This is a genomic window from Streptomyces sp. NPDC094143, assembly GCF_040303825.1.
Taxonomy (GTDB): domain Bacteria; phylum Actinomycetota; class Actinomycetes; order Streptomycetales; family Streptomycetaceae; genus Streptomyces.
This window is the reverse complement of record NZ_JBEOTZ010000003.1, coordinates 354,990-378,145: the sequence shown is the minus strand read 5'-3', so window position 1 is coordinate 378,145 and position 23,156 is coordinate 354,990. Positions and strand designations below refer to the sequence as shown.

The window sequence follows — 23,156 nt, the reverse complement described above, 5'->3', positions numbered from 1 at the left end:
GTTGATAGGCCGGATATGGAAGCCAGGTAACTGGTGGAGTTGACCGGTACTAATAGGCCGAGGGCTTGTCCTCAGTTGCTCGCGTCCACTGTGTTGGTTCTGAAACCACGAACAGCCCCGCTATTAGCGGTGTGGCGTTCACAGTTTCATAGTGTTTCGGTGGTTATAGCGTAGGGGAAACGCCCGGTTACATTCCGAACCCGGAAGCTAAGCCTTACAGCGCCGATGGTACTGCAGGGGGGACCCTGTGGGAGAGTAGGACGCCGCCGAACAATTGTTGGGAAAACCCCCGCATCTGATGATGCGGGGGTTTTCTGCGTTCAGGGCCCTGTCCCTTTCGGGGACCGGGTCGAATGGGTGGTCAGAGGCGTCCGGCTGCTTTCAGAGCCAGGTATGCGTCCGCCAGGGCCGGCGCCAAGTCGTCCGGTGTGGCGTCGACGACCGTGACGCCGTGGCGGCGGAGTTGTTCCGCTGTGCGGTGGCGTTCGGACTGGGCTTGGGCGGCTGCGGCAGCCTCGTAGACGGAGTCGACGTTTCCGCGTGACTTGGCCATCTCGGAGATGTGGGGGTCCGCCACGGAGGCCAGCAGGACTGTGTGGCGCTGGGTGAGCTGGGACAGGGCCGGCAGGAGGCCTGCTTCGATGGGGGCCGCGTCCAGTGTGGTGAGCAGGACGATGAGGGAACGGCGGGGCGACGTGCGCAGCGCCGTGGCCGTGAGGCCCCGGGCGTCCGTTTCCACGAGTTCGGGTTCCAGCGTGGCCATCGCGTTGACCAGGGACGGCAGTACGTCGCCTGCCGCGCGGCCCTGGACGAGGGCGCGGACCCTGCGGTCGTAGGCGAGGAGGTCGACACGGTCGCCGGCGCGGGACGCGAGGGCGGCAAGGAGCAGGGCCGCGTCCATGGAGGCGTCGAGGCGGGGCGCGTCGCCCACGCGGCCGGCGGAGGTGCGGCCGGTGTCGAGGACCAGGAGGATGTGGCGGTCGCGTTCGGGGCGCCAGGTGCGGACGGCGACGGCGGTCTGGCGGGCCGTGGCACGCCAGTCGATCGAGCGGGTGTCGTCGCCGGGAACGTACTCGCGGAGGCTGTCGAATTCGGTGCCCTCGCCGCGGGTGAGCACGCTGGTGCGACCGTCCAGTTCGCGCAGGCGGGCCAGCTTGGAGGGCAGGTGCTTGCGGCTGGTGAACGGGGGCAGGACCCGTACCGTCCAGGGCGCCTTGTGGGTGCCCTGGCGGGTGAAGAGGCCCAGGGGGCCGTAGGAGCGGATGGTGACACGGTCTGCCTGGCGGTCGCCTCTGCGAGTGGGCCGCAAGCGGGTCGTGACGCGGCGGCGTTCGCCTGCGGGGACTGTGAGGCGGTGGCGGGACGCGGTGGTTTCCGTGCCGGGCTGCCAGCTGCTGGGGGGCCAGGCGTCGCGGAGGTGGGCGCGCAGGGGGCGGCGGGACGGGTTGGTGATCGTGAGGGTGACGTCCGCCGTGTCGCCCAGGCGTACGGAGGTGGCGCCGGAGCGGGTCAGGCCCAGGCGCCGAACGGGAGCGGCCAGGGCGAAGTCGCAGGCGCAAGCCAGGGCCAGGGGTGCGTTGACCGCCAGGATGCCCGTCCAGCTGGGCTCCCAGATGCCGACGGGGAGGGAGCCCAGGGCCGCGAGGAGGGCGGCGCGTCCGGTGAGCGCCATCAGCGGGGGACGGGGACGTGGGCGAGGATCGCGTTGATGACGGAGTCGGCCGTCACGCCTTCCATTTCGGCCTCCGGGCGGAGCTGGACGCGGTGGCGGAGCGTGGGCAGGGCGAGGGCCTTCACGTCGTCGGGGATGACGTAGTCGCGGCCGGTCAGCCAGGCCCAGGCGCGGGCGGTGGCCAGGAGGGCGGTGGCGCCTCGGGGGGAGACGCCGAGGGCGAGGGACGGCGACTCGCGGGTGGCGCGGCAGATGTCGACGACGTAGGCGGTGATCTCCGGGGAGATGGTCGTCTTGGCGACGGCGGCCCGGGCGGCTTCGAGGTCGGCGGGGCCCGCCACGGGGCGTACGCCGGCGGCCTTGAGGTCGCGGGGGTTGAAACCCTCGGCGTGGCGGGTGAGGACGTCGATCTCGTCCTGGCGGGAGGGGAGGGGGATGGTGAGCTTGAGGAGGAAGCGGTCCAGCTGGGCTTCCGGGAGGGGGTAGGTGCCCTCGTACTCGACCGGGTTCTGGGTCGCGGCGACCAGGAACGGGTCGGGGAGGGGGCGGGGGGTTCCGTCGACGGTGACCTGGCGTTCCTCCATGGCTTCCAGGAGGGACGACTGGGTCTTGGGGGGCGTGCGGTTGATCTCGTCGGCGAGGAGGAGGTTGGTGAAGACCGGGCCGGGCTGGAAGGAGAACTCGGCACTGCGGGTGTCGTAGACCAGGGAGCCGGTGACATCGCTCGGCATGAGGTCGGGGGTGAACTGGACGCGCTTGGTGTCGAGTTCGAGGGCGGAGGCGAGGGCGCGGACCAAGAGGGTCTTGGCGACGCCGGGGACGCCTTCGAGGAGGACGTGGCCGCGGCAGAGCAGGGCGACGACGAGGCCGGTCACGGCGGGGTCCTGGCCGACCACGGCCTTGGCGATCTCGGCGCGCAGGGCCTCCAGGGCGGCTCGGGCGTCGCCCGGGTCCCCGGTCGGCCCGGCGTTGTCAGTGGTCGGGTCCATCATGGACGGCGTACCTCTCTTTCGAGGGCGTCGAGTCGGTCGGCGAGTGCGATGAGTGCTGCGTCGTCGCTGGGCGGTGCTCCGAAGAGCAGGGTGTGGGGGTCCTGGCCGTCGCCGTGGAGGCGGGTGGACAGGGCGGGGAGCAGGGCCTCGGGCGAGTGCGCCTGGGTGACGGGGACGCCGACGAGGGGGGCGAGGCGGGTGCGGGTGGTGGAGCGGAGAGCGTCGGCCGCGCGGTCGCGGGCGTCGGCTTTGCGGTAGAGGCGGGCGCGGCCCTCGGCGGTTTCCGAGGCGCGGATCGCGACGGGGAGTCTCTCGGGCACGAGGGGGCCGAGCCGGCGTGCCCGCCACAGAGCGGCCAGGGCCGCGGCGATGAAGAGCTGCAGGGTGCCCCAGAGCCAGCCCGAGGGGAGCAGGTCGAAGAAGCCGCGTTCGTCGTCGGTGCCGGTGGCCGAGGTGTCGGAGAGCGAGGGGAGGTACCAGACCAGATGGGGGCGCGAGCCGAGGAGTTGGAGGGCGAGCGAGGCGTTGCCCTGCTCGTCGAGGCGGTCGTTGAGGAGGATGTCGGGCGCGCCGAGGACGACGGTGTCGCCGTCCCCGCGGTCGGCGGGGACGCGCAGCAGGGTGGCCAGGCGTTCGCTCGGGTAGCACTCGTCGGCGTCGAGGTGGGTGGTGGTGTAGCGGACGCCGCCCGTTTCGGCCGTGCCGGCGCGGCGGGCGGCGGGCAGGGCGCAGTCGGGGGAGAGCGCCGGGTCGAGGCTGGTCGCCGGGTCGGCGGTGACGCCGGGGGCGAGCCGTTCGACGGAGGCGCTGCCGGGGGCGACCAGGACGGTACGGCCGTCGGAGCCGGCGAAAGCGGCGTGCAGCCGGGTCTGCTGACCATGGGTCAGCAGGTCGGGGACGGCGACCAGGAGGGTGGTGTCCGGGCCCGTCGCGGCGGCTGCCTCGTCCAGGGTGGTGACGACGCGGGTGTCCACGCCGCGGTCGGCGAGGAGTTCGGCGACGGCGCGGCTGCCACCCGGGTCGGCGGAGCGCGGGTCGAGTTCGCCGTGGCGGGCGTCGGAGCGGATCACGGCGATGGCGACGGCTCCGGCGACGAGCACCACAAGGGCGAGGGCGATCCCGCGCGCGCGGGTCCACACCTGGCGGGCGGTGGGCGAGGCCGAGGTGGTGGGGAGCGTGGCCTCGGTGGTCATTCGGCGGCTCCCTGGCGGGTGGTGGGGGCCGTGCTCGCGCTGCTCGTCGCGAGCTGGGGCTTGGTGCGCTCCAGGTCGCGGTCGAGTTCCGCCATGCGGTGGTACGCCTGCTCGGTCGCCGAGCGGCCGCCGTATGTGACGTCGTCGAAGTCGCGGGCGGCGGCGCGCAGTCGGTCCGTGTGGGCGGGCAGGGCGCGGCCGGCTTCTGCCGCGGCCTCGTCGGCGGTGCGGCCGGGGCGGACGTCGAGCAGTGCGAGTTCCTCCAGGGCGCGGACGAGGGCGCGCATGCGTTCCTGGACGGCCTGGTTCCAGTGGCCCTGGGCGGCGTGCGCCTCGGCGGCGGTGCGGTGGTCGGCGGCGCTGCGCGGGCGGTCGTCGAACAGGGCGGCGGATGAGGTGGATTGGCGGCGCGGCGTGCCCAGGCGCCACCAGAGGGCGGCCAGGACGGCGACGACGGCCAGGACGATGACGACCAGGCCGAGTGTGCCGCCGGGCGTGGCGGTCGAGGCGGCGTTGAGCAGTCTGCCGAGCCAGTCCCAGAAGGCTTCGAGGGCACGCTGGAACAGGCTGGGGTCGTCCTCGTGGTACATCCGCTTGGACAGCTCGCGCCGGGCCGCCTCACGCGCGGGGTCGCGCGGGGTGGTGAGGGGTGGTTCGTCGGCGGAGCGCGCCGACGACAGCACGGAGGTGTCGCCGGCACGCAGCAGCGTCCGCAGGGCGGCGCGTGGCAGCGTCGTGGTGAGAAGGTCCCCCGCCGGGCTCACCGCATCAGCTCCCCGGGGTGGCGCCGGGGGCGGTGGGGCCGTAGCCCTGGACACCGGCGGCGCGGGCCAGTTCGAGGTCGAGGGCCTCGCGGCGGATGCGCTGGTCGATGTAGAGGAGCACGGTGACGCCGGCCGTGATCGGGAACGTGATCATGGAGCCGATCACCGAGCCGATGCCGCTGACGATGAGGAACGTCCAGCCGAGGCTGCCGGCACCGGAGTTGAGCCAGCCGGTGATGCCGTCGCCGCTGAGGGCCCCGGCGAGGAAGGTGAACGGGATGACGATGATCGAGGCGACGACGTTGGCGATGATCGTGGCGAGCAGCTGGATGCCGAAGATCCGCCACCAGGTGCCCTGTACCAGCTTCGTGGAGCGGCTCAGCGCCTTCTTGATGCCCTGCTTCTCCAGCATGAGGGCGGGCGAGGCGAGCGAGAAGCGGATCATCAGCCACAGGGCGACGACGCCGGCGCCGATGACGCCCAGGACGGTGAGGGCGACGCCCGCTCCGGTGCTCCCGGCGAGGGAGACGAGGATGCCGGGCAGGGTGCCGACGGCGACGATGGCGGCGGTGATGAGCAGCAACAGGCAGATGAGGCCGAACAGTTTGACGATCTGAGGGCGGGCGTCGCGCCAGGCCTCGCCGATGGTGACCGACTTGCCGAGCACGGCCCGGCTGGTGACGGTCGTCAGGAGGGCGGTGGCGATGACGGTGCCGACCAGGGAGATCACGAAGATGACGCTGGAGTTGAGCAGCGCGTCGCCCATGGCGCGGCTCAGCTCGCTGAGGGTGGCGCTGGGGTCGTTGAGGGCGTCGGTGCTGGAGTCGTCCAGGACGAGGCCCTGGAACAGCACGACGATGATCTCGGTGAGGACCGCGACGGTGAGCGAGATGCCCAGGACCGTGCGCCAGTAGGTGCGCATGGTGGAGACCGCGCCGTCGAGGATCTCGCCCACGCCGAGCGGGCGGAGCGGGATCACGCCGGGCTTGGCGGCGGGCGGGGGGCCGCCCCAGCCGCTGCCCCAGCCGCCGTGGCCACCGGGGTGTCCGTAGCCGGGGCCGTAACCGCCGGGGCCGCCGGGAGCTCCAGGACCGCCGGGGCCGTAGCCGCCGGGGGGCTGGGTGCCCCAGCCCGGGCCGGGCGGCGGGGGCGGGGGTGCCTGGCCGGGGCCGGGCGGGGTGCCGGGGGCGGACCACTGGGCCGGTGGCGGCTGCTCCTTGGACCACTGCGGGCCGGGGCCCTGCGGGGCGTGGTCCGGCTGTCCCGGCTGGTCGGCGGGGTGTGCGGGACCGGGGCGGTCTGCGGGCTCGGCAGGGCCGGACGCGTCAGGCTTCTGCCCGTCGGACGGGGCGGATCCGGGCGAGGCCCAGCCCGGAGTGTCGTTCATCGTCGCTCCTTCACGGTGCCCGTCCGCGGTCGCGGCGGCAGGTTGGCAGCCATCGTGCCATGGGGTGGTCTTGGTGTGACCGGCCGCGGTCTGGGCTGCGTACCTTCAATTGTCCGCCGGATTGGGGGCAGACTGATCGCATGGCTGATCAGTACGCGTACAGCGGCGATGACAAGCGGCCGACCGAGATCCCGGCGATCCGCTGGGAAGAGCCACCGGAAGGACCCGTTCTGGTCCTGCTCGATCAGACGAGGCTGCCGGCAGAGGAGGTCGAACTGGTCTGTACGGACGCGTCCGCGCTGGTGGAGGCGATCCGCTCGCTGGCGGTGCGCGGGGCGCCGCTGCTCGGCATCGCGGGGGCGTACGGTGTCGCGCTCGCCGCCGTGCGGGGCTTCGACGTGGACGAGGCCGCGTCCGCGCTGGCGACTGCCCGGCCGACCGCGGTGAACCTGGCCGTCGGGGTGCGGCGGGCGCAGGCGGCTCACGAGGCGGCGCTGGCCAAGGGCGGTGACGTCCGGCAGGCGGCCGCGGCGGCGCTGGCCGCGGCGCGGCAGCTGCACCGGGAGGACGCCGAGGCCAGTGGGCGGATGGCCGAGCACGGGCTGGCGCTGCTGGACGAGCTGCTGCCCGGTGGCGGGCACCGGATCCTGACCCACTGCAACACCGGTTCGCTGGTGTCGGGCGGCGAGGGCACGGCGTTCGCGGTGGCGCTCGCGGCGCACCGGGTGGGCCGGCTGCGGCGGCTGTGGGTGGACGAGACGCGTCCGCTGCTGCAGGGCGCGCGCCTGACGGCGTACGAGGCGGCCCGCAGCGGCATGGCGTACACGCTGCTCACGGACAATGCGGCGGGGTCGCTGTTCGCCGCGGGCGAGGTGGACGCGGTGCTGATCGGGGCCGACCGGATCACGGCGGACGGGTCGGTGGCGAACAAGGTGGGGAGTTATCCGCTGGCGGTGCTGGCGCGGTACCACCACGTGCCGTTCATCGTGGTCGCCCCGGTGACGACGGTGGACCTGGACACGGCGGACGGGGCGTCCATCGAGGTGGAGCAGCGTCCCGGGCACGAGGTGACCGAGCTGGTGGCGCCGCAGGTGCCGGTGGCCGGTGCGGAGGCGGGCGGCGGGATCCCGGTGGCGCCGCTGGGCACGCAGGCGTACAACCCGGCCTTCGATGTGACGCCGCCGGAGCTGGTGACGGCGATCGTGACGGAGGAGGGCGTGGTCTCGCCGGTGACGGCCGAGGCGCTCGCCGAGGTGTGTGCGCGGTCGCGCCGGGTGGCGGCGGGCTGAGGTTCGCGCGGCTGCCGGAGCGGGCCGGGTCGGGTCCCTCGTCCGCCGCAGTGGTCTCCCCAGAGGTCGCCGTGGAGATCATCGGCGGGCGGACGAGGGCAGACAGTAGCGCTTGCTGCGACTATGGTCACTGGCCGGTGACCTACCTCACCACTGCCTTCGCCACCGTTATGAGAATGGGATGATGTCGTTTATGAAGGGACGAGTCCTTGTCGTCGACGACGACACCGCACTGGCCGAGATGCTCGGCATCGTGCTGCGTGGTGAGGGTTTCGAGCCGTCGTTCGTGGCCGACGGGGACAAGGCGCTGGCCGCGTTCCGGGAGGCCAAGCCGGATCTGGTGCTGCTCGACCTGATGCTGCCCGGCCGGGACGGCATCGAGGTGTGCCGCCTGATCAGGGCGGAGTCCGGGGTGCCGATCGTGATGCTCACGGCCAAGAGCGACACGGTCGACGTCGTGGTGGGCCTGGAGTCGGGTGCCGACGACTACATCGTGAAGCCGTTCAAGCCGAAGGAGCTGGTGGCCCGGATCCGGGCCCGGCTGCGGAGGTCGGAGGAGCCCGCTCCGGAGCAGCTCGCCATCGGTGACCTGGTCATCGACGTGGCGGGGCACTCCGTGAAGCGGGACGGGCAGTCGATCGCGCTGACGCCGCTGGAGTTCGATCTGCTGGTCGCGCTGGCGCGCAAGCCGTGGCAGGTGTTCACGCGCGAGGTGCTGCTGGAGCAGGTGTGGGGCTACCGGCACGCGGCGGACACGCGGCTGGTCAACGTGCATGTGCAGCGGCTGCGCTCCAAGGTCGAGAAGGACCCGGAGAAGCCGGAGATCGTGGTGACCGTGCGTGGTGTCGGGTACAAGGCAGGGCCGAGCTGACATGTCCGGCGACAGTGCCGCTTCGGCGCCCGGCCGGTCCGGGGCCCGGCCGGGGCGGCCTGTCGGGCGGAGGAAGGGCGGCCGCTGGGGGCGGCTCCTGGAGAGCGGGTTGCTCCAGGGCGGTGTCCAGGGCAGCCCGGTCATCCGCCTGTTCGTGCGGTGGGTGCGCCGGCCGCTGCTGCCGGTCATGCGGCTGTGGCGCCGCAACATCCAGCTGAAGGTCGTCGTCACGACGCTGCTGATGTCGCTGGGCGTGGTGCTGCTGCTGGGCTTCGTCGTCATCGGGCAGGTGCGCAACGGCCTGCTGGACGCCAAGGTGAAGGCGTCCCAGAGCCAGGCCACGGGCGGGTTCGCGGTGGCCAAGCAGCGGGCCGACGAGGCGGCCAGCGGGACCGGGGACGACGTCGCCACGGCGGACGGCCGAGGGGCGCAGAACGTCACCCAGTGGCTGAGCGACCTGGTCTCCTCGCTGTCCAGCGGTGGCCAGGGCGCCTTCGACGTGGTGACGCTCCCGGCCTCCGACGCGAACGGCGCCGGTGGGCGCGGACAGCGGGCCTCCGGTGAGGTGGACTGGAGCCGGAGCGTGCCCGCGGACCTGCGCGAGCGGATCGGCAGCAGTACGACGGCCGCGCAGAGCTACACGCGCATCACGTACAACAACGAGATCAAGGACTCCCAGCCGGGCCTGGTCATCGGCAAGCAGGTCAACGACCCGAACGGTGACCCGTACCAGCTGTACTACCTCTTCCCGCTCACCCAGGAGGAGAAGTCGCTGAGCCTGGTCAAGGGCACGCTGGCGACGGCCGGGCTGTTCGTCGTCGTGCTGCTCGGGGCCATCGCCTGGCTCGTGGTGCGCCAGGTCGTCACACCGGTGCGGATGGCGGCGGGGATCGCCGAGCGGCTGTCGGCCGGGCGGCTCCAGGAACGGATGAAGGTCACCGGCGAGGACGACATCGCGCGCCTCGGCGAGGCCTTCAACAAGATGGCGCAGAACCTCCAGCTCAAGATCAGCCAGCTGGAGGACCTGTCGCGGATGCAGCGCCGGTTCGTGTCGGACGTGTCGCACGAGCTGCGTACGCCGCTGACGACCGTGCGGATGGCGGCGGACGTCATCCACGAGGCGCGTGAGGACTTCGACCCGGTGACCGCGCGGTCGGCGGAGCTGCTCGCCGACCAGCTGGACCGGTTCGAGTCGCTGCTCGCGGACCTGCTGGAGATCAGCCGGTTCGACGCGGGTGCGGCGGCGCTGGAGGCGGAGCCGATAGACCTCAGGGAGGTCGTGCGGCGGGTGGTCAGCGGGGCGGAGCCGCTCGCGGAGCGCAAGGGCACGCGGATACGCGTCCTGGGCGACCAGCAGCCCGTCGTCGCCGAGGCCGACGCCCGGCGTGTGGAGCGGGTGCTGCGCAACCTCGTCGTCAACGCCGTCGAGCACGGCGAGGGCAACGACGTGATCGTCAGGCTCGCCGCGGCCGGCGGCGCGGTCGCCGTCGCGGTGCGGGACTACGGGGTCGGGCTCAAGCCGGGTGAGGCGACCCGCGTGTTCAGCCGCTTCTGGCGGGCCGACCCGGCACGCGCGCGTACCACCGGTGGTACGGGCCTGGGGCTGTCCATCGCCCTGGAGGACGCGCGGCTGCACGGCGGCTGGCTGCAGGCGTGGGGCGAGCCGGGCGGTGGCTCGCAGTTCCGGCTGACCCTGCCCAGGACCGCGGACGAGCCGCTGCGGGGCTCGCCGATACCGCTGGAGCCCAAGGACTCGCGGCGCAACCGTGGCCTCGACGACGCCGGTCTGCCGTGCGGCGGCGACGGCGAGAAACGGGCGACCGTGCCGGCGCAGCCGGCGAGCGGATCCGCGGCACCGGGGGCGAAGCGGGACCCGATACCGCCCAGGGCGGCCGACGCCACGGCCGATCCGACGGCGCTGCCGGGCAACGGCGCACGCGTGGTGCCACGGCCCGCCTCGGGCACACGGAGGCAGGACGGGGAGGCTGGTCCTGCCGGGGCCGGGGGCCCCGGGCACGGCGAGCACGGCGATGCCGCGGGTGCCGCGGAGACGGCGCCCGGTGGGCGTGTGGGCGGTCCCGCCGCGAACACCGAGAACGGCGTGGCGAGGGGGACGCGTGACGACGCTCCGGGCCGTACCGGCGGCCGGGCGAGGGACGACGGTGCCGCCGCTTCCGGCGGGGACGGCGCGCCGGGTGGGGCGAACAGGCAAGGGGAGGCATCTCGTGGGCGCTGACCGCGAAAGGCGCGGCCGGCGCAGGCCCGCGCGCGTGATGGCGTACGCCGCCGGTGGCGTCCTGGTGCTGGCGGGGTGCGCGTCGATGCCGGACAACGGGGATCTGCGGAGCGTGGAGTCCACACCGCGCCAGGACACCCAGGTGCGCGTGTTCGCCGTGCCGCCGGGGGAGGACGCGCCGCCCTCGGAGATCGTGCAGGGCTTCCTGGAGGCGCTCACCAGCGACGATCCGCAGTACAAGACGGCACGCCAGTACCTGACCGGGGAAGCCGCGAAGACCTGGCGGCCGGAGGTGTACACCACGGTGCTCACCGACGGGCCGGGCGCCAAGCCCGAGGGCCCGGGCGGCCGGGAGGACGCCGGCGAGATCTCGTACGTGCTGACCGGCACCAAGGTGGCCACCGTGGACGCGCAGCAGTCGTACACGCCCGCGACCGGGACGTACGGCAGGACCGTGCACCTGACGCAGGACGAGAAGAGCGGGCAGTGGCGGATCGACGCGCTGCCGCAGGGCGTCGTCATGGGCCAGTCGGACTTCCAGCGCAACTACATGTCCGTCAGCAAGTACTACTTCGCCTCGAACACCGTGGCGGCCGGGGCGGAGTCGCAGCCCACCGCGGTCGCGGACCCCGTCTACGTGCGCCGGCGCGTGGACCCCATGACGCAGATGGTGCGCTCCCTGCTGAGCGGGCCCACGCGGTGGCTCGACCCCGTGGTCAGATCGAGCTTCCCCACCGGTACGGCGCTGGCGAAGGGCGCCGGCGCGCTGACGCCCGACGACCGCAGCCTGCTGACCGTCCCGCTCAACGACAAGGCCGCGGGCATCGGCACCAACCGGTGCGAGGAGATGGCGGCCCAGCTGCTGTTCACGCTGCGGAGCCTGAGCCCCGCGGTGGACGAGGTGGAGCTGCGCGCCGGCGGGACCGAGCTGTGCTCGCTCACCCAGGCGGCGGCCGAGACCGCCGCCTCCCGCAGCGCGGCGCGTCACCCCGACTACCTGTACTTCGTCGACGGCAAGGACCGGCTCGTACGGATCCCGGCGGGCAGCAGCGAGACCAAGCCGGACCCGGCGCCCGGCGCGCTGGGTGAGGGCGACACGGCCCTGCGGTCGGTGGCCGTCTCGCGCGACGAGCACACCGCCGCGGGCGTCAGCCTCGACGGCAGGTCGCTGTACGTCGGCTCGCTGGTCTCGGGCGGTTCGCTCGGCGAGCCGGTGCTGCGCAGCCAGGGCCGGAGCGAGTCGGACCGGCTGACGACCCCCAGCTGGGACGCGGACGACGGCCTGTGGGTGGCCGACCGGAATCCGCGCGATCCCCGGCTGCTGCTGCTGGAGGACGGCAAGGGCGAGCCGCTCGAGGTGCGCACGCCGCATCTGGACGGGCGGATCCAGTCCGTGCGGGTGGCCGCCGACGGGGTGCGGATCGCGCTCGTCGTGGAGAAGGGCGGCAAGAAGACGCTGCTCATCGGACTGATCGAGCGGGAGGAGAAGCCGGGTGAGCAGCCGGCCGTCCGCGTGGTCGAACTGCGCTCCGCGACGCCTGAGCTGGAGGAGGTCACGGCCATGTCATGGGCCGGGGACAGCCGGCTCGTGGTGGTCGGGCGCGAGCACGGGGGCGTGGAGCAGATGCGGTACGTCCAGGTCGACGGCTCCACGCCGGACGCTCCGGCGCCCGCGGCGCTGACCGGCGTCAAGGAGGTCACCGCCGCCCAGGACGACGGGTTGCCGCTGGTGGCGAACTCGGTGGACGGCATCGTCCGGCTGCCGACGGGGGCACAGTGGCAGAAGGTGACGCAGGGAACGGCGCCGGTCTACCCGGGGTGAGGCGTGTGCCGTGACCGCGTCGCGGTGACGGCTGAGCCCTATGGGCCGCCTGCACGGCTGCGGGCGGCGCCACCGCTGTGGCCCAAGTTCCCGTTCCGGGCGCGGAGCCGGCGACATCGCCCTGCGTCGGCGTCGGCGGAAGACCGTCACGCGTTGTCCACAGGCGGTTGTCCACAGGGGTGGCGGGGGCTCGGCCGGGGCGGCAGAGTGGTCGGCATGCGGGGGTGGTGGCAGGACCTCACCGACCTGGTGCTGCCGGGCGAGTGCGAGGGCTGCGGCGCGCCGCGTACGGTGCTGTGCGCGCGGTGCCGTGCGGTGCTCGGCGGGGCCGCGGTACGGCGGGTGTGGCCGGTGCCGGAGCCGCCCGGGCTGCCGGTGGTGCACGCGGCGGCCGCGTACGCCGACGAGGTGCGGGCGGCGCTGCTGGCCCACAAGGAGCGAGGCGCGCTGGCGCTCGCGGGCCCGCTGGGAGCGGCCCTGGCACACGCCGTGCGTGCCGGGCTCCGAGAAGCGTGCCGGTCGGGCGCCGAGGCGGCTGGGTGGGACGGAAGGGCTCCCGTGCTGCTGGTGCCCGTGCCGTCGGGGCGGCGGGCCGTGCGTGCCCGGGGACATGACCCGGCACGCCGGATCGCCCTCGCGGCGGCCGCGGACCTGCGGCGCGGTGGCGTCCCGGCCCGGGTGCTCGGTGTGCTGCGGCACCGGCGGGCCGTGGCCGACCAGTCGGGGCTCAACTCCCGGCAGCGAATGGACAATCTCGCCGGTGCGCTGACGGTCGCCTCCGGAGGTGCCGGGCTGCTGACCGCGGGACCGGTCGTCGTGGTCGACGACGTGATGACCACGGGCGCTTCCCTGGCGGAGGCCGCACGGGCCCTGCGGGAGGCCGGCGGCGGGCCGGGGGTGCCGTACGGGGCGGCGGCGGGGCCGATTTCGAACGATGCGTGCACTGCGGCCGTGTACGGAGGAGAGAGCTGGGAAAGCAGAGAGGAACAGAACGTCGGATCAAGGCGAGAGAGGACGGGCCGGTGGCCCGGCTGGCAGGGAATGGCGGGTGCGTACGGCGCCGGCCCAGTGGTTGACGTGGTGTGCGCGGCAGTGGTCGCGGCATCACCGGACTCTTTCCGAATAAACCGGAACTGACCGAGATCGTGCGTCGTTGCAGGTAATGAGAGGGCCTATTCACCTGAACGGAGGTACGCCGCAGTAGAGGGTGACGACATCCGTCCGGGCGAGATATGTTCGGTTGAGAGGGAAAGCCGCAGGCCACACCTCGCAAATCCGAATGCCGTGACGCGGGTTTTCCTTCATCACTCGCGACGGTGGAGTGGAGATCTCGCCCGCGGGGGAGGAGGTGGAAGTCACCGAGTCCGAGGTTCCGGGGCTCACCGGGACCTGGTGCAAAAGGGAGATGCTCCGCACCGAAGCGGAGTGATCCGGGAACGGAGTTCTGCGTGGACATCGTCGTCAAGGGCCGCAAGACCGAGGTGCCCGAGCGGTTCCGGAAGCACGTGGCCGAGAAGCTGAAGCTGGAGAAGATCCAGAAGCTCGATGGCAAGGTGATCAGCCTCGACGTCGAGGTGTCCAAGGAGCCCAACCCGAGGCAGGCCGACCGCTGCGACCGAGTGGAGATCACGCTCCGCTCCCGCGGTCCGGTGATCCGGGCGGAGGCAGCGGCGAGCGATCCGTACGCGGCGCTCGACCTGGCGGCGGAGAAGCTGGAAGCCCGGCTGCGCAGGCAGCACGACAAGCGGTTCTCGCGCCGTGGCGCGCGCCGGATCCCGGCCGCCGAGGTCGCCGACCACGTCCCGGGTGTGGCGACGCTCAACGGAAACGGCCTCGCGCCGGCCCCCGAGGAGGAGCCGGACGCGGTCCCCACGAAGAAGATCGGCTCGCTGGAAGTACAGGGTGACGGCCCCATCGTCGTCCGCGAGAAGACCCACGTCGCAGCGCCCATGACCCTCGACCAGGCTCTCTACGAGATGGAGCTGGTCGGGCACGACTTCTACCTGTTCGTCGACTCCGAGACCAAGGAACCGAGCGTCGTCTACCGACGGCACGCCTACGACTACGGCGTGATCCACCTCAGGACGGACACGATGGTCACCCAGGCGCACTCCCCGGACGCGGGCGGTGCGCTCGGCGGCTGACCGCCCCGGGTGACAGCGGAGAGGGTGCCCCTGGAGCGCGTGTGCGCCCCCAGGGGCACCCCTGTGCGACCACTTCGCGCCCCGCTCCGTCACCCCGGTGCCGTCCGGGCATGAAATCATGGTGGCCACGGCCCAACCGGTGGGTCGTTGCTCTGGGTTGGCGATGGCTCAGGACCACAGGCCACAGCCTTCAGGGGGAGGAACGATGGCGGACAGCTTCGGACCGATGGGTGACGGGGATGCCCACGAAGGCGTCGCCGGCATGGGCCCGGACACGGAGACCCCACGCAAGGAACCGATCAGAGTCCTCGTGGTGGACGACCATGCCCTGTTCCGCCGTGGCCTGGAGATCGTGCTCGCGGCCGAGGAGGACATCCAGGTCGTCGGGGAGGCGGGTGACGGCGCCGAAGCCGTCGAGAAGGCCGCCGACCTGCTGCCCGACATCGTCCTGATGGACGTGCGCATGCCGAAGCGGGGCGGGATCGAGGCCTGCACCTCCATCAAGGAGGTGGCTCCCAGCGCGAAGATCATCATGCTGACGATCAGCGACGAGGAAGCCGATCTCTACGACGCCATCAAGGCGGGCGCGACCGGCTATCTCCTCAAGGAGATCTCCACGGACGAGGTGGCCACCGCCATTCGCGCGGTCGCCGACGGGCAGTCGCAGATCAGCCCGTCCATGGCGTCGAAACTGCTCACCGAGTTCAAATCGATGATCCAGCGCACCGACGAGCGCCGCCTGGTGCCCGCACCGCGCCTGACCGACCGCGAGCTGGAAGTCCTCAAGCTCGTCGCCACGGGGATGAACAACCGTGACATCGCCAAGGAGTTGTTCATCTCCGAGAACACCGTGAAGAACCACGTGCGCAACATCCTGGAGAAGCTGCAGCTGCACTCCAGGATGGAGGCCGTGGTGTACGCGATGCGGGAAAAGATCCTCGAAATCCGCTGACGCCGGGCGGCCGGTGCGCTCAGCCGGTCAGGCGGGCCAGCTCCCTCACGAGCGGCTCACGCAGGTCCGGTGCGTCGACCCGTTCCACGCGCACGTCCGTGCAGTCCACCCAGGACGCGGCCTCGGCCAGGGCCTGGGCGACGGCCGGAACCGCCTTCGGGCCGTCGAGCGTGACCTGCTTGGCCACCAGCGTGCTGCCCGCTCGCGCCGGGTCCACACGGCCGACCAGCCGGCCGCCGGCCAGGACCGGCATCGCGAAGTAGCCGTACACCCGCTTCGGTCTGGGCACGTAGGCCTCCAGACGGTGCGTGAAGCCGAAGATCCGCTCCGTGCGCGCCCGCTCCCAGATCAGGGAGTCGAACGGCGACAGGAGCGTGGTGCGGTGCCGGCCGCGCGGGGGTGTCTCCAGGGCCGCCGGGTCGGCCCACGCCGGCTTGCCCCAGCCCGCGACCGTGACCGGGACGAGCCCCGAGTCGGCGATCACCGCGTCGACCTGCTCGCCCCTGAGGCGGTGGTAGTCGGCGATGTCCGCGCGGGTGCCGACGCCGAGGGACCGGCCCGCCAGGCGGACCAGGCGGCGCAGGCACTCGGCGTCGTCCAGCTCGTCGTGCAGCAGCGCTGCCGGGATCGCGCGCTCGGCGAGGTCGTAGATCCGCTTCCAGCCGCGGCGTTCCACGCACACCACCTCGCCGTGCATCAGGGCGCGTTCCACGGCGACCTTGGAGCCGGACCAGTCCCACCAGTCGTTCGTCTTCTTAGCGCCGCCCAACTCCGTGGCCGTCAGGGGGCCTTCGGAGCGGAGCTGCTTGATGACCTGGTCGTAGACGCCGTCGGGAAGTTCGTGGTTCCAGTGCGGGCGGTTGCGGTAGGCGCGGCGGCGGAAGGCGAAGTGGGGCCATTCCTCGATGGGCAGGATGCAGGCGGCGTGGGACCAGTACTCGAAGGCGTGGGGCTGTACCGCGGACGTGCCGGAGGACGCCGGCTTCCAGTAGGCGTCCTCCACGGTCTTCCGGCCCACCGCGCCCAGGCGGGCGTACGGCACGAGCTCGTGGGAGCGGGCCAGGACCGAGATCGTGTCGAGCTGTATCGCGCCCAGGTGGCGGAGGACGCCGCGGACGCCGGAGCGGCGGTCGGGGGCGCCGAGGAAGCCTTGGGCGCGCAGGGCGATCCTGCGGGCCTCGTCTGCGGAGAGCTCTGCCGTGGGGCGCGGGGTGGTCATGGATCGCACGATATGGGGTGGGACTGACAGTGGGGAGTGACCTGGGCTGCTGAGTCCCGCTCACTGCGGGCGGGGTGGCCGCGGCCGGGGAGCCGCGGGCAGGTACGGCGCCGTCGACGGAAGGCCCAGGTCAGAGGGGAGCAGGGAGCCGACCCAGGTGTCGCGCAGTACCCCCTTGTTGTTCGTCGCGGAGCGCAGCGTGCCCTCGATCGTGAAGCCCGCGCGTTCCGCCACCGCGCGCGAGGCCCGGTTGCCCACCTCCGCGCGCCATTCGACGCGGTCGATCGCGCCGGACACGAACGCCCAGCGGCAGGCGGTGAGGGCCGCTTCCGTGATGTGGCCGTGGGAGCGGTGCTGCTTCGTGGCCCAGAAGCCGATCTCCGCCATGCCCAGGGCGCGCATCGTCAGGCCGAGCATGCCCGCGAGGTCGCCGGAGTGCAGGAAGACGCCGAAGGTGAACATGGAGCCGTCCGCCCAGCCGTCCGGAGCGATCCGTTCCGTGAAGCTCTCGGCGTGCTCGCGCAGATAGGGCGAGGGGATCGTCGTCCAGCGCTGGATGTCGGGGTCCTGGCAGGCCTCGTACACCGCGTCGGTGTCCCGGGGGCCGACCGCGCGCAGCAGGAGGCGGTCCGTGGTGAGGGTGACGGGTTCCATCGGCCGATTCTGCTCGGAGGGCGCCCGCGGTGCCATCTCTTCGCCGACGGTGATGGGGTGATCACGCCGGGTGCAATTCGGCGGCGGGATGCGGCACCATCCGGAGGGCACGGACGTTGTCCCCTTCGAAGCAGACGTGAATCAGAATTCAAGCAGCGGACGGTCGCCGTCACGGCAGGCCCTCCCGGCGCGGTGGGGTCCTCGCATACGATGGCCGTTGCTCAGTAAGTCAAGTGGTAACCGACCGTCCCAGGCCCGACCGGCAAGGAGACCAACCCCCGTGTCCGTCCTCTCGAAGATCATGCGTGCAGGCGAAGGCAAGATCCTGCGCAGGCTGCACCGCATCGCGGACCAGGTCAACTCCATCGAAGAGGACTTCGTCGACCTCTCCGACGCCGAGCTGCGGGCCCTCACCGATGAGTACAAGCAGCGGTACGCCGACGGTGAGAGCCTGGACGACCTGCTGCCCGAGGCCTTCGCCACCGTCCGTGAGGCCGCCAAGCGCGTCCTGGGCCAGCGTCACTACGACGTGCAGATGATGGGCGGCGCCGCCCTGCACATGGGGTATGTGGCCGAGATGAAGACCGGTGAGGGCAAGACCCTCGTCGGCACGCTGCCGGCGTATCTGAACGCGCTGTCCGGCGAGGGCGTCCACATCATCACGGTCAACGACTACCTGGCCGAGCGCGACTCCGAGATGATGGGCCGCGTCCACCGCTTCCTGGGCCTGAGCGTCGGCTGCATCCTCGCCAACATGACGCCGGCCCAGCGCCGCGAGCAGTACGCCTGCGACATCACGTACGGCACGAACAACGAGTTCGGCTTCGACTACCTGCGCGACAACATGGCCTGGTCCAAGGACGAGCTCGTCCAGCGCGGCCACAACTTCGCCATCGTCGACGAGGTCGACTCCATCCTCATCGACGAGGCCCGTACGCCGCTGATCATCTCCGGCCCGGCCGACCAGGCCACCAAGTGGTACGGCGACTTCGCCAAGCTGGTCAAGCGCCTCAAGCGCGGCGAGGCCGGCCAGCCGCTCAAGGGCATCGAGGAGACCGGCGACTACGACGTCGACGAGAAGAAGCGCACGGTCGCCATCCACGAGTCCGGTGTCGCCAAGGTCGAGGACTGGCTGGGCATCGACAACCTCTACGAGTCGGTGAACACCCCGCTCGTGGGCTATCTGAACAACGCCATCAAGGCGAAGGAACTGTTCAAGAAGGACAAGGACTACGTCATCATCGACGACGAGGTCATGATCGTCGACGAGCACACCGGACGTATCCTCGCCGGCCGCCGTTACAACGAGGGCATGCACCAGGCGATCGAGGCGAAGGAAGGGGTGCCGATCAAGGACGAGAACCAGACGCTCGCCACGATCACCCTGCAGAACTTCTTCCGCCTCTACAAGCGCCATGACCACAACGGCAAGGAACAGCCCGGTCTGTGCGGCATGACCGGTACGGCGATGACCGAGGCCGCAGAGTTTCACCAGATCTACAAGCTCGGCGTGGTGCCGATCCCGACCAACCGGCCGATGGTCCGCAAGGACCAGTCGGACCTGATCTACCGGACCGAGGTCGCCAAGTTCGAGGCGGTCGTCGACGACATCGAGGAGAAGCACCGCAAGGGCCAGCCGATCCTCGTCGGCACCACCTCCGTCGAGAAGTCCGAGTACCTCTCGCAGCAGCTGAGCAAGCGCGGCATCCAGCACGAGGTGCTCAACGCCAAGCAGCACGACCGTGAGGCGCAGATCGTCGCCCAGGCCGGCCGCAAGGGCGCTGTCACGGTCGCCACGAACATGGCCGGCCGTGGTACGGACATCAAGCTCGGCGGCAACCCCGAGGACCTCGCCGAGGCCGAGCTGCGCCAGCGCGGTCTGGACCCCGAGGAGCACATCGAGGAGTGGGCACACGCCCTGCCCGAGGCGCTGGAGCGGGCCGAGAAGGCCGTCAAGGCTGAGAAGGAAGAGGTCGAGAGGCTCGGCGGGCTCTACGTGCTGGGCACCGAGCGGCACGAGTCGCGGCGCATCGACAACCAGCTGCGCGGCCGTTCCGGCCGTCAGGGCGACCCGGGCGAGTCCCGCTTCTACCTCTCCCTCGGCGACGACCTGATGCGGCTGTTCAAGGCCCAGATGGTCGAGCGCGTGATGTCCATGGCGAACGTGCCGGACGACGTGCCGATCGAGAACAAGATGGTCACGCGCGCGATCGCCTCCGCCCAGTCGCAGGTCGAGCAGCAGAACTTCGAGACCCGCAAGAACGTCCTGAAGTACGACGAGGTCCTCAACCGCCAGCGCGAGGTCATCTACGGCGAGCGGCGCCGCGTCCTGGAGGGCGAGGACCTGCACGAGCAGATCCAGCACTTCATGGACGACACCATCGACGCCTACATCCAGGCCGAGACCGCCGAGGGCTTCCCGGAGGACTGGGACCTGGACCGGCTGTGGGGCGCCTTCAAGCAGCTCTACCCGTGCAGCGTCACGGTCGAGGAGCTGGAGGAGGCGGCCGGCGACCGGGCCGGGCTCACCGCCGAGTTCATCAGCGACTCCATCAAGGACGACATCCACGAGCAGTACCAGGCCCGTGAGGCGCAGCTCGGCTCCGAGATCATGCGTGAGCTGGAGCGCCGGGTCGTGCTGTCGGTCCTGGACCGCAAGTGGCGCGAGCACCTCTACGAGATGGACTACCTCCAGGAGGGCATCGGCCTGCGCGCGATGGCGCAGAAGGACCCGCTGGTCGAGTACCAGCGCGAGGGCTTCGACATGTTCACCGCGATGATGGAGGGCATCAAGGAGGAGTCCGTCGGCTACCTGTTCAACCTGGAGGTCCAGGTCGAGCAGCAGGTCGAGGAGGTCCCCGTCGAGGACGCCAAGCCCGTGGCCGACCTGGAGAAGCACGACTCGGTGCCGGCGCAGGCGGGTGCCCGGCCGGAGATCCGCGCCAAGGGCCTCGACGTCCCGCAGCGGCGCAACCTCCACTTCTCCGCTCCGACGGTCGACGGCGAGGGCGGCACGATCGAGGGCGACTTCACCGAGGACGGCGAGCCGGTGCGGTCCGAGGCCGACGGTCTCACCCGCGCGGAGCGCCGCAAGCAGGCGCGCAGCCGGGGGCGCCGCAAGAAGTGACGGTGGCCGGGCCGCCGCGGCGGTCGTCGCCATAGCGTCTTCGAAGGGCCGGGCACCCGAGGGTGTCCGGCCCTTCGGTGTGCGGTGGGGGCGGGTCCTCCTCGCCGGTGGCGGCGGCTCAGTCGGCGTCGGGGCGGGGTGGGCGGGGGCCGCCGAGTTCCACCGCCGTGCAGCGCCAGCGGAGGTCCTGACCGAGTTCCAGGCGGAAGGCCATGGCGCGCAGCCGGTCGCCGGCGCCGATGCGGGCGAAGGCCTCGATGGCGCCCGGGCGGGGTTCGAAGTAGCCGATGTCCCGGACGACGGGGCGGGCGCCGCGGGTGTGCAGGGGGCCGCGTTCGGCCAGCCAGGTCAGCTCGTCGTAGGCGCGGCCGCGGGTGTGGCGGAGCATCGCGTGGACGGGGCGGTGGCCGCTCAGGACGGCGACGAGGAGGTCCGCGAAGACGTCCGTGGGGAGGGTCCGTCGGGGAGCGTGGGCGGGGACGCGGGGGACGGTCTGCCCGGACGCCGGGCCGGGTGCGTCCGACGACGGCGGCGTGGTGCCGTGCGGGCCCCTGCGCGCGGCGGGGGCGGCGGGGCGGCGGCTGCCCGGGGAGGTGGGCGGGCGGGTGTCGGCGGGGCGGGTGTACGGGCGTTTGGCGCGTGCGGAGGCCGGGGGGCGGCCGCCGGCTGCCGGGGTGCGGGGCGGGCCGCCACCGGGGACGCGGGGCGGGCCGGTCGGGCTGAGGGGTGGCGAGCCGGCGTCTCCGGTGGTGAGGGAGGGGGCCGCCTCGCGGGGGCGGGGGCTCGTGCCGGCCGGGGCGTCGAAGGGGTGCTCGTCCCGGCGCGTGGGCGGGCGGCGGTGGGTCCTGGTCATGACCTTGTGCATGGGGGGTCCCCGTTCCAATGGACCGGTGGATACCGGTGAGTAACTTCGAGTGGTGATCTTGTACGGGGGCGGAGGGGGCCGGAGCAAGGAAGCGGACCGCGCGTCGGGGGCGCCGGAATGTTCACCTATCCGGGTGATCAGCAGGGCGTGGAGCCCGGCCGCCCGGGGAGGAGCCGGGTGAATCTCCGGCCCGGGGTGGACGCGTCCGGCGTCCCGGGACGGGACCCGAAAGGGGACGCGGCGCACGTATTCTGAAGCCCTGTCCGGAAGCCCTCTCCGGAGCGTCCGACCCGGACACGACCCACCGACCGACCACGAAAGCGGCCAGCCATGCGTGTCTACGTGCCCATGACCCTCCCCGGTCTCGCCGAGGCGTACCAGACGGGTGAGCTGGGGACCGGGCCGTTCGTCGCCTACGCCGTGACGCCCGCGCTGCGCGAGTGGTACCTCTCCGACGACATCGAGGAGTTGGAGTACGCGGCGCTCAGCCGTGCCGCCCTGGCCTCGCTGCGGCTGCTGGCCGCCGCGCCGGACGCGCCCCGGCGCCGGGTGGTGGTGGCCGTGGACGTGCCCGACCGGGTCGCGAGCGCCGACCCCGACCGGGGCCTGGACCCGGCGGCGCTCGGTGAGGTGCGGGTGGCGGGCGCCGTGGCACTGTCCAAGGCGGCGTCCGTGCACGTCGACGCGCCCGACGCGGAGGCCGATGTGACGGCGGCGGCCGAGGCGCTGCCGGCGGCGGACGGCGGGGACGACGACGCGCAGTTCGTCGTGGACGGGGCGGAGGACCACGAACTGCTGTGGTTCGCCACGCAGGAGATCCCCAACCTGGTCGGCCGCGGGCACTGAGCGGACCCGCGCACGGGGGCGCGTTGAGGCGCTGTTCTCTTGATTGTCAGTGGGGGCGGGTACGTTTTGGGCATGGGGACGAAGACGGGCGCGCACATTGTCTGGGATTGGAACGGGACGCTGTTCCACGACATCGACGCGATCATCGGGGCGACGAACGCGGCCTTCGGCGAGCTGGGCCTGGAGCCGCTGACGCTGGAGCAGTACCGGGAGCTGTACTGCGTGCCGGTGCCGAAGTTCTACGAGCGGCTGATGGGGCGGCTGCCGACGCAGGCCGAGTGGGAGCTGATGGACGACATCTTCCACCGGTACTACGCGGAGCACCGGGTCAGGTGCGGGCTGACGGCGGGCGCCGAGGAACTGCTGGCCGGGTGGCGGTCGAGGGGACGCAGTCAGTCGATCCTGAGCATGTACGTGCACGAGGAGCTCGTGCCGCTGGTGCGCGGGTTCGGGATCGAGCCGCACTTCATACGCGTGGACGGGCGGACCGGGCCGTCGGGCGGCAGCAAGGCCGAGCACATGGTGCGGCATCTGGGGTCGCTGAACGGGGTGGCTCCCGAGCGCACGGTGGTGATCGGGGACGCCGCGGACGACGCGGTGGCCGCGCTGCACGTGGGGGCCCGGGCCGTGCTGTACACCGGGGGGTCCCACAGCCGGGCGAGCCTGGAGACGGTGGGGGTGCCGGTCGTGGACACGCTGGAGGAAGCGGTCGAGGAGGCGCAGCGGCTCGCGGCGTAGCCGGGTGCTCCGGGGCCCGATGACGGCCGATGCCCCGCGTCCGAGCGCGCGCACTGTGCAGAACGTCAAACTTCCAGGACTGGTTTTGTACACATACGGCTCATGACGGGGGCCCAGTAAGGAGCGATAGCCTTGGTGGCGTGATCAGCGCGATAGTTCGCGGGGACGCCGACGTCCTCGCCCTGCGCCCGGTGAGCACGGACGACATCCGTGTCCGGGCGGCAGTCGCTGGTCCTCGCGGGCGGGACGGGGCATCGAGGGCTCCCGGGACGCCGAGCACCACCAGGACCCAGGCGTCGCGGAGAGCGGCGTCACACCGGTGGAGCAGCTCAAGAATGGCTCAGACACCCCCGCTCATCTCACTTTGCGGCATAGCGTCGGTACA

The 23,156-nt window shown here is 72.1% G+C and carries 18 protein-coding genes and 1 rRNA gene; 11 read left to right on the top strand and 8 right to left on the bottom strand.

The annotated features are described in order from the left end of the window. Positions 1–155 precede the first annotated feature (155 nt). Positions 156–272: ribosomal RNA gene (gene rrf, locus ABTZ58_RS06410) — 5S ribosomal RNA — on the top strand. An 89-nt stretch (positions 273–361) separates the two neighbouring features. On the opposite strand, the gene ABTZ58_RS06405 is transcribed toward rrf, so the two are convergent. Genes ABTZ58_RS06405 through ABTZ58_RS06385 form a run of 5 tightly spaced genes read right to left on the bottom strand, consistent with a single transcriptional unit; the run spans position 362 to position 6,008 of the window. Next, positions 362–1,672, bottom strand: a complete 1,311-nt coding sequence (locus tag ABTZ58_RS06405; RefSeq protein ID WP_351350967.1) for a DUF58 domain-containing protein — start codon at positions 1,670–1,672, stop codon at positions 362–364. Then, positions 1,672–2,661, bottom strand: coding sequence for an AAA family ATPase (locus ABTZ58_RS06400; RefSeq protein ID WP_351351001.1), 990 nt, complete (start codon positions 2,659–2,661; stop codon positions 1,672–1,674). Before ABTZ58_RS06400 ends, ABTZ58_RS06405 begins: the two co-directional genes overlap by 1 nt. Then, the gene (locus ABTZ58_RS06395) at positions 2,661–3,857 is read right to left on the bottom strand and encodes a DUF4350 domain-containing protein (protein WP_351350965.1); all 1,197 of its coding nucleotides are present in this window, start codon (positions 3,855–3,857) and stop codon (positions 2,661–2,663) included. The genes ABTZ58_RS06400 and ABTZ58_RS06395 overlap by 1 nt, the downstream gene beginning before the upstream one ends. Next, entirely contained in the window at positions 3,854–4,621 is a 768-nt protein-coding gene (locus tag ABTZ58_RS06390; RefSeq protein ID WP_351350963.1) for a DUF4129 domain-containing protein, read from the bottom strand. Before ABTZ58_RS06390 ends, ABTZ58_RS06395 begins: the two co-directional genes overlap by 4 nt. Before the next feature lie 4 nt (positions 4,622–4,625). After that, a complete protein-coding gene (locus tag ABTZ58_RS06385) occupies positions 4,626–6,008 on the bottom strand; it encodes a DUF7847 domain-containing protein (protein WP_351350961.1) in 1,383 nt (460 codons plus the stop codon). Between the two features lie 140 nt (positions 6,009–6,148). On the opposite strand from ABTZ58_RS06385, the gene mtnA reads away from it, so the two are divergent. The 7 genes from mtnA to ABTZ58_RS06350 all read left to right on the top strand — a co-directional run bounded on the left by mtnA (position 6,149) and on the right by ABTZ58_RS06350 (position 15,322). After that, positions 6,149–7,297, top strand: a complete 1,149-nt coding sequence (gene mtnA / locus ABTZ58_RS06380; RefSeq protein WP_351350959.1) for an S-methyl-5-thioribose-1-phosphate isomerase — start codon at positions 6,149–6,151, stop codon at positions 7,295–7,297. Positions 7,298–7,478: 181 nt separating this feature from the next. Continuing rightward, the gene (gene mtrA, locus ABTZ58_RS06375) at positions 7,479–8,168 is read left to right on the top strand and encodes a two-component system response regulator MtrA (RefSeq protein ID WP_009188938.1); all 690 of its coding nucleotides are present in this window, start codon (positions 7,479–7,481) and stop codon (positions 8,166–8,168) included. A 1-nt stretch (position 8,169) separates the two neighbouring features. After that, a complete protein-coding gene (gene mtrB, locus ABTZ58_RS06370) occupies positions 8,170–10,404 on the top strand; it encodes an MtrAB system histidine kinase MtrB (RefSeq protein WP_351350956.1) in 2,235 nt (744 codons plus the stop codon). Then, positions 10,394–12,226 (top strand): LpqB family beta-propeller domain-containing protein, encoded by a 1,833-nt coding sequence (locus tag ABTZ58_RS06365; protein WP_351350955.1) that lies wholly within the window; start codon positions 10,394–10,396, stop codon positions 12,224–12,226. Before mtrB ends, ABTZ58_RS06365 begins: the two co-directional genes overlap by 11 nt. A 216-nt stretch (positions 12,227–12,442) precedes the next feature. Continuing rightward, the gene (locus ABTZ58_RS06360) at positions 12,443–13,363 is read left to right on the top strand and encodes a ComF family protein (protein WP_351350953.1); all 921 of its coding nucleotides are present in this window, start codon (positions 12,443–12,445) and stop codon (positions 13,361–13,363) included. A gap of 311 nt (positions 13,364–13,674) precedes the next feature. After that, positions 13,675–14,370 (top strand): ribosome hibernation-promoting factor, HPF/YfiA family, encoded by a 696-nt coding sequence (gene hpf / locus ABTZ58_RS06355; RefSeq protein ID WP_351350951.1) that lies wholly within the window; start codon positions 13,675–13,677, stop codon positions 14,368–14,370. 205 nt (positions 14,371–14,575) lie between these two features. Further along, a complete protein-coding gene (locus ABTZ58_RS06350) occupies positions 14,576–15,322 on the top strand; it encodes a response regulator (RefSeq protein WP_351350949.1) in 747 nt (248 codons plus the stop codon). Between the two features lie 19 nt (positions 15,323–15,341). Here ABTZ58_RS06350 and ABTZ58_RS06345 read toward each other — a convergent pair whose 3' ends face one another. Together ABTZ58_RS06345 and ABTZ58_RS06340 are read right to left on the bottom strand one after the other, a co-directional pair. Then, positions 15,342–16,541 carry a winged helix-turn-helix domain-containing protein gene (locus tag ABTZ58_RS06345; protein ID WP_351350947.1) on the bottom strand — a complete coding sequence of 400 codons (1,200 nt, stop codon included), beginning with the start codon at positions 16,539–16,541 and terminating at the stop codon, positions 15,342–15,344. A gap of 60 nt (positions 16,542–16,601) precedes the next feature. Next, positions 16,602–17,195, bottom strand: coding sequence for a GNAT family N-acetyltransferase (locus tag ABTZ58_RS06340; protein ID WP_351350945.1), 594 nt, complete (start codon positions 17,193–17,195; stop codon positions 16,602–16,604). Between the two features lie 280 nt (positions 17,196–17,475). On the opposite strand from ABTZ58_RS06340, the gene secA reads away from it, so the two are divergent. After that, the gene (gene secA / locus ABTZ58_RS06335; protein WP_351350943.1) at positions 17,476–20,322 is read left to right on the top strand and encodes a preprotein translocase subunit SecA; all 2,847 of its coding nucleotides are present in this window, start codon (positions 17,476–17,478) and stop codon (positions 20,320–20,322) included. 118 nt (positions 20,323–20,440) lie between these two features. Here secA and ABTZ58_RS06330 read toward each other — a convergent pair whose 3' ends face one another. Continuing rightward, the gene (locus ABTZ58_RS06330) at positions 20,441–21,175 is read right to left on the bottom strand and encodes an Rv3235 family protein (protein ID WP_502996017.1); all 735 of its coding nucleotides are present in this window, start codon (positions 21,173–21,175) and stop codon (positions 20,441–20,443) included. 342 nt (positions 21,176–21,517) lie between these two features. On the opposite strand from ABTZ58_RS06330, the gene ABTZ58_RS06325 reads away from it, so the two are divergent. Together ABTZ58_RS06325 and ABTZ58_RS06320 are read left to right on the top strand one after the other, a co-directional pair. After that, positions 21,518–22,033 carry a DUF6912 family protein gene (locus tag ABTZ58_RS06325; protein WP_351350939.1) on the top strand — a complete coding sequence of 172 codons (516 nt, stop codon included), beginning with the start codon at positions 21,518–21,520 and terminating at the stop codon, positions 22,031–22,033. Between the two features lie 72 nt (positions 22,034–22,105). Continuing rightward, positions 22,106–22,771 (top strand): HAD family hydrolase, encoded by a 666-nt coding sequence (locus ABTZ58_RS06320; RefSeq protein ID WP_351350937.1) that lies wholly within the window; start codon positions 22,106–22,108, stop codon positions 22,769–22,771. The last annotated feature ends 385 nt before the right edge of the window (positions 22,772–23,156 follow it).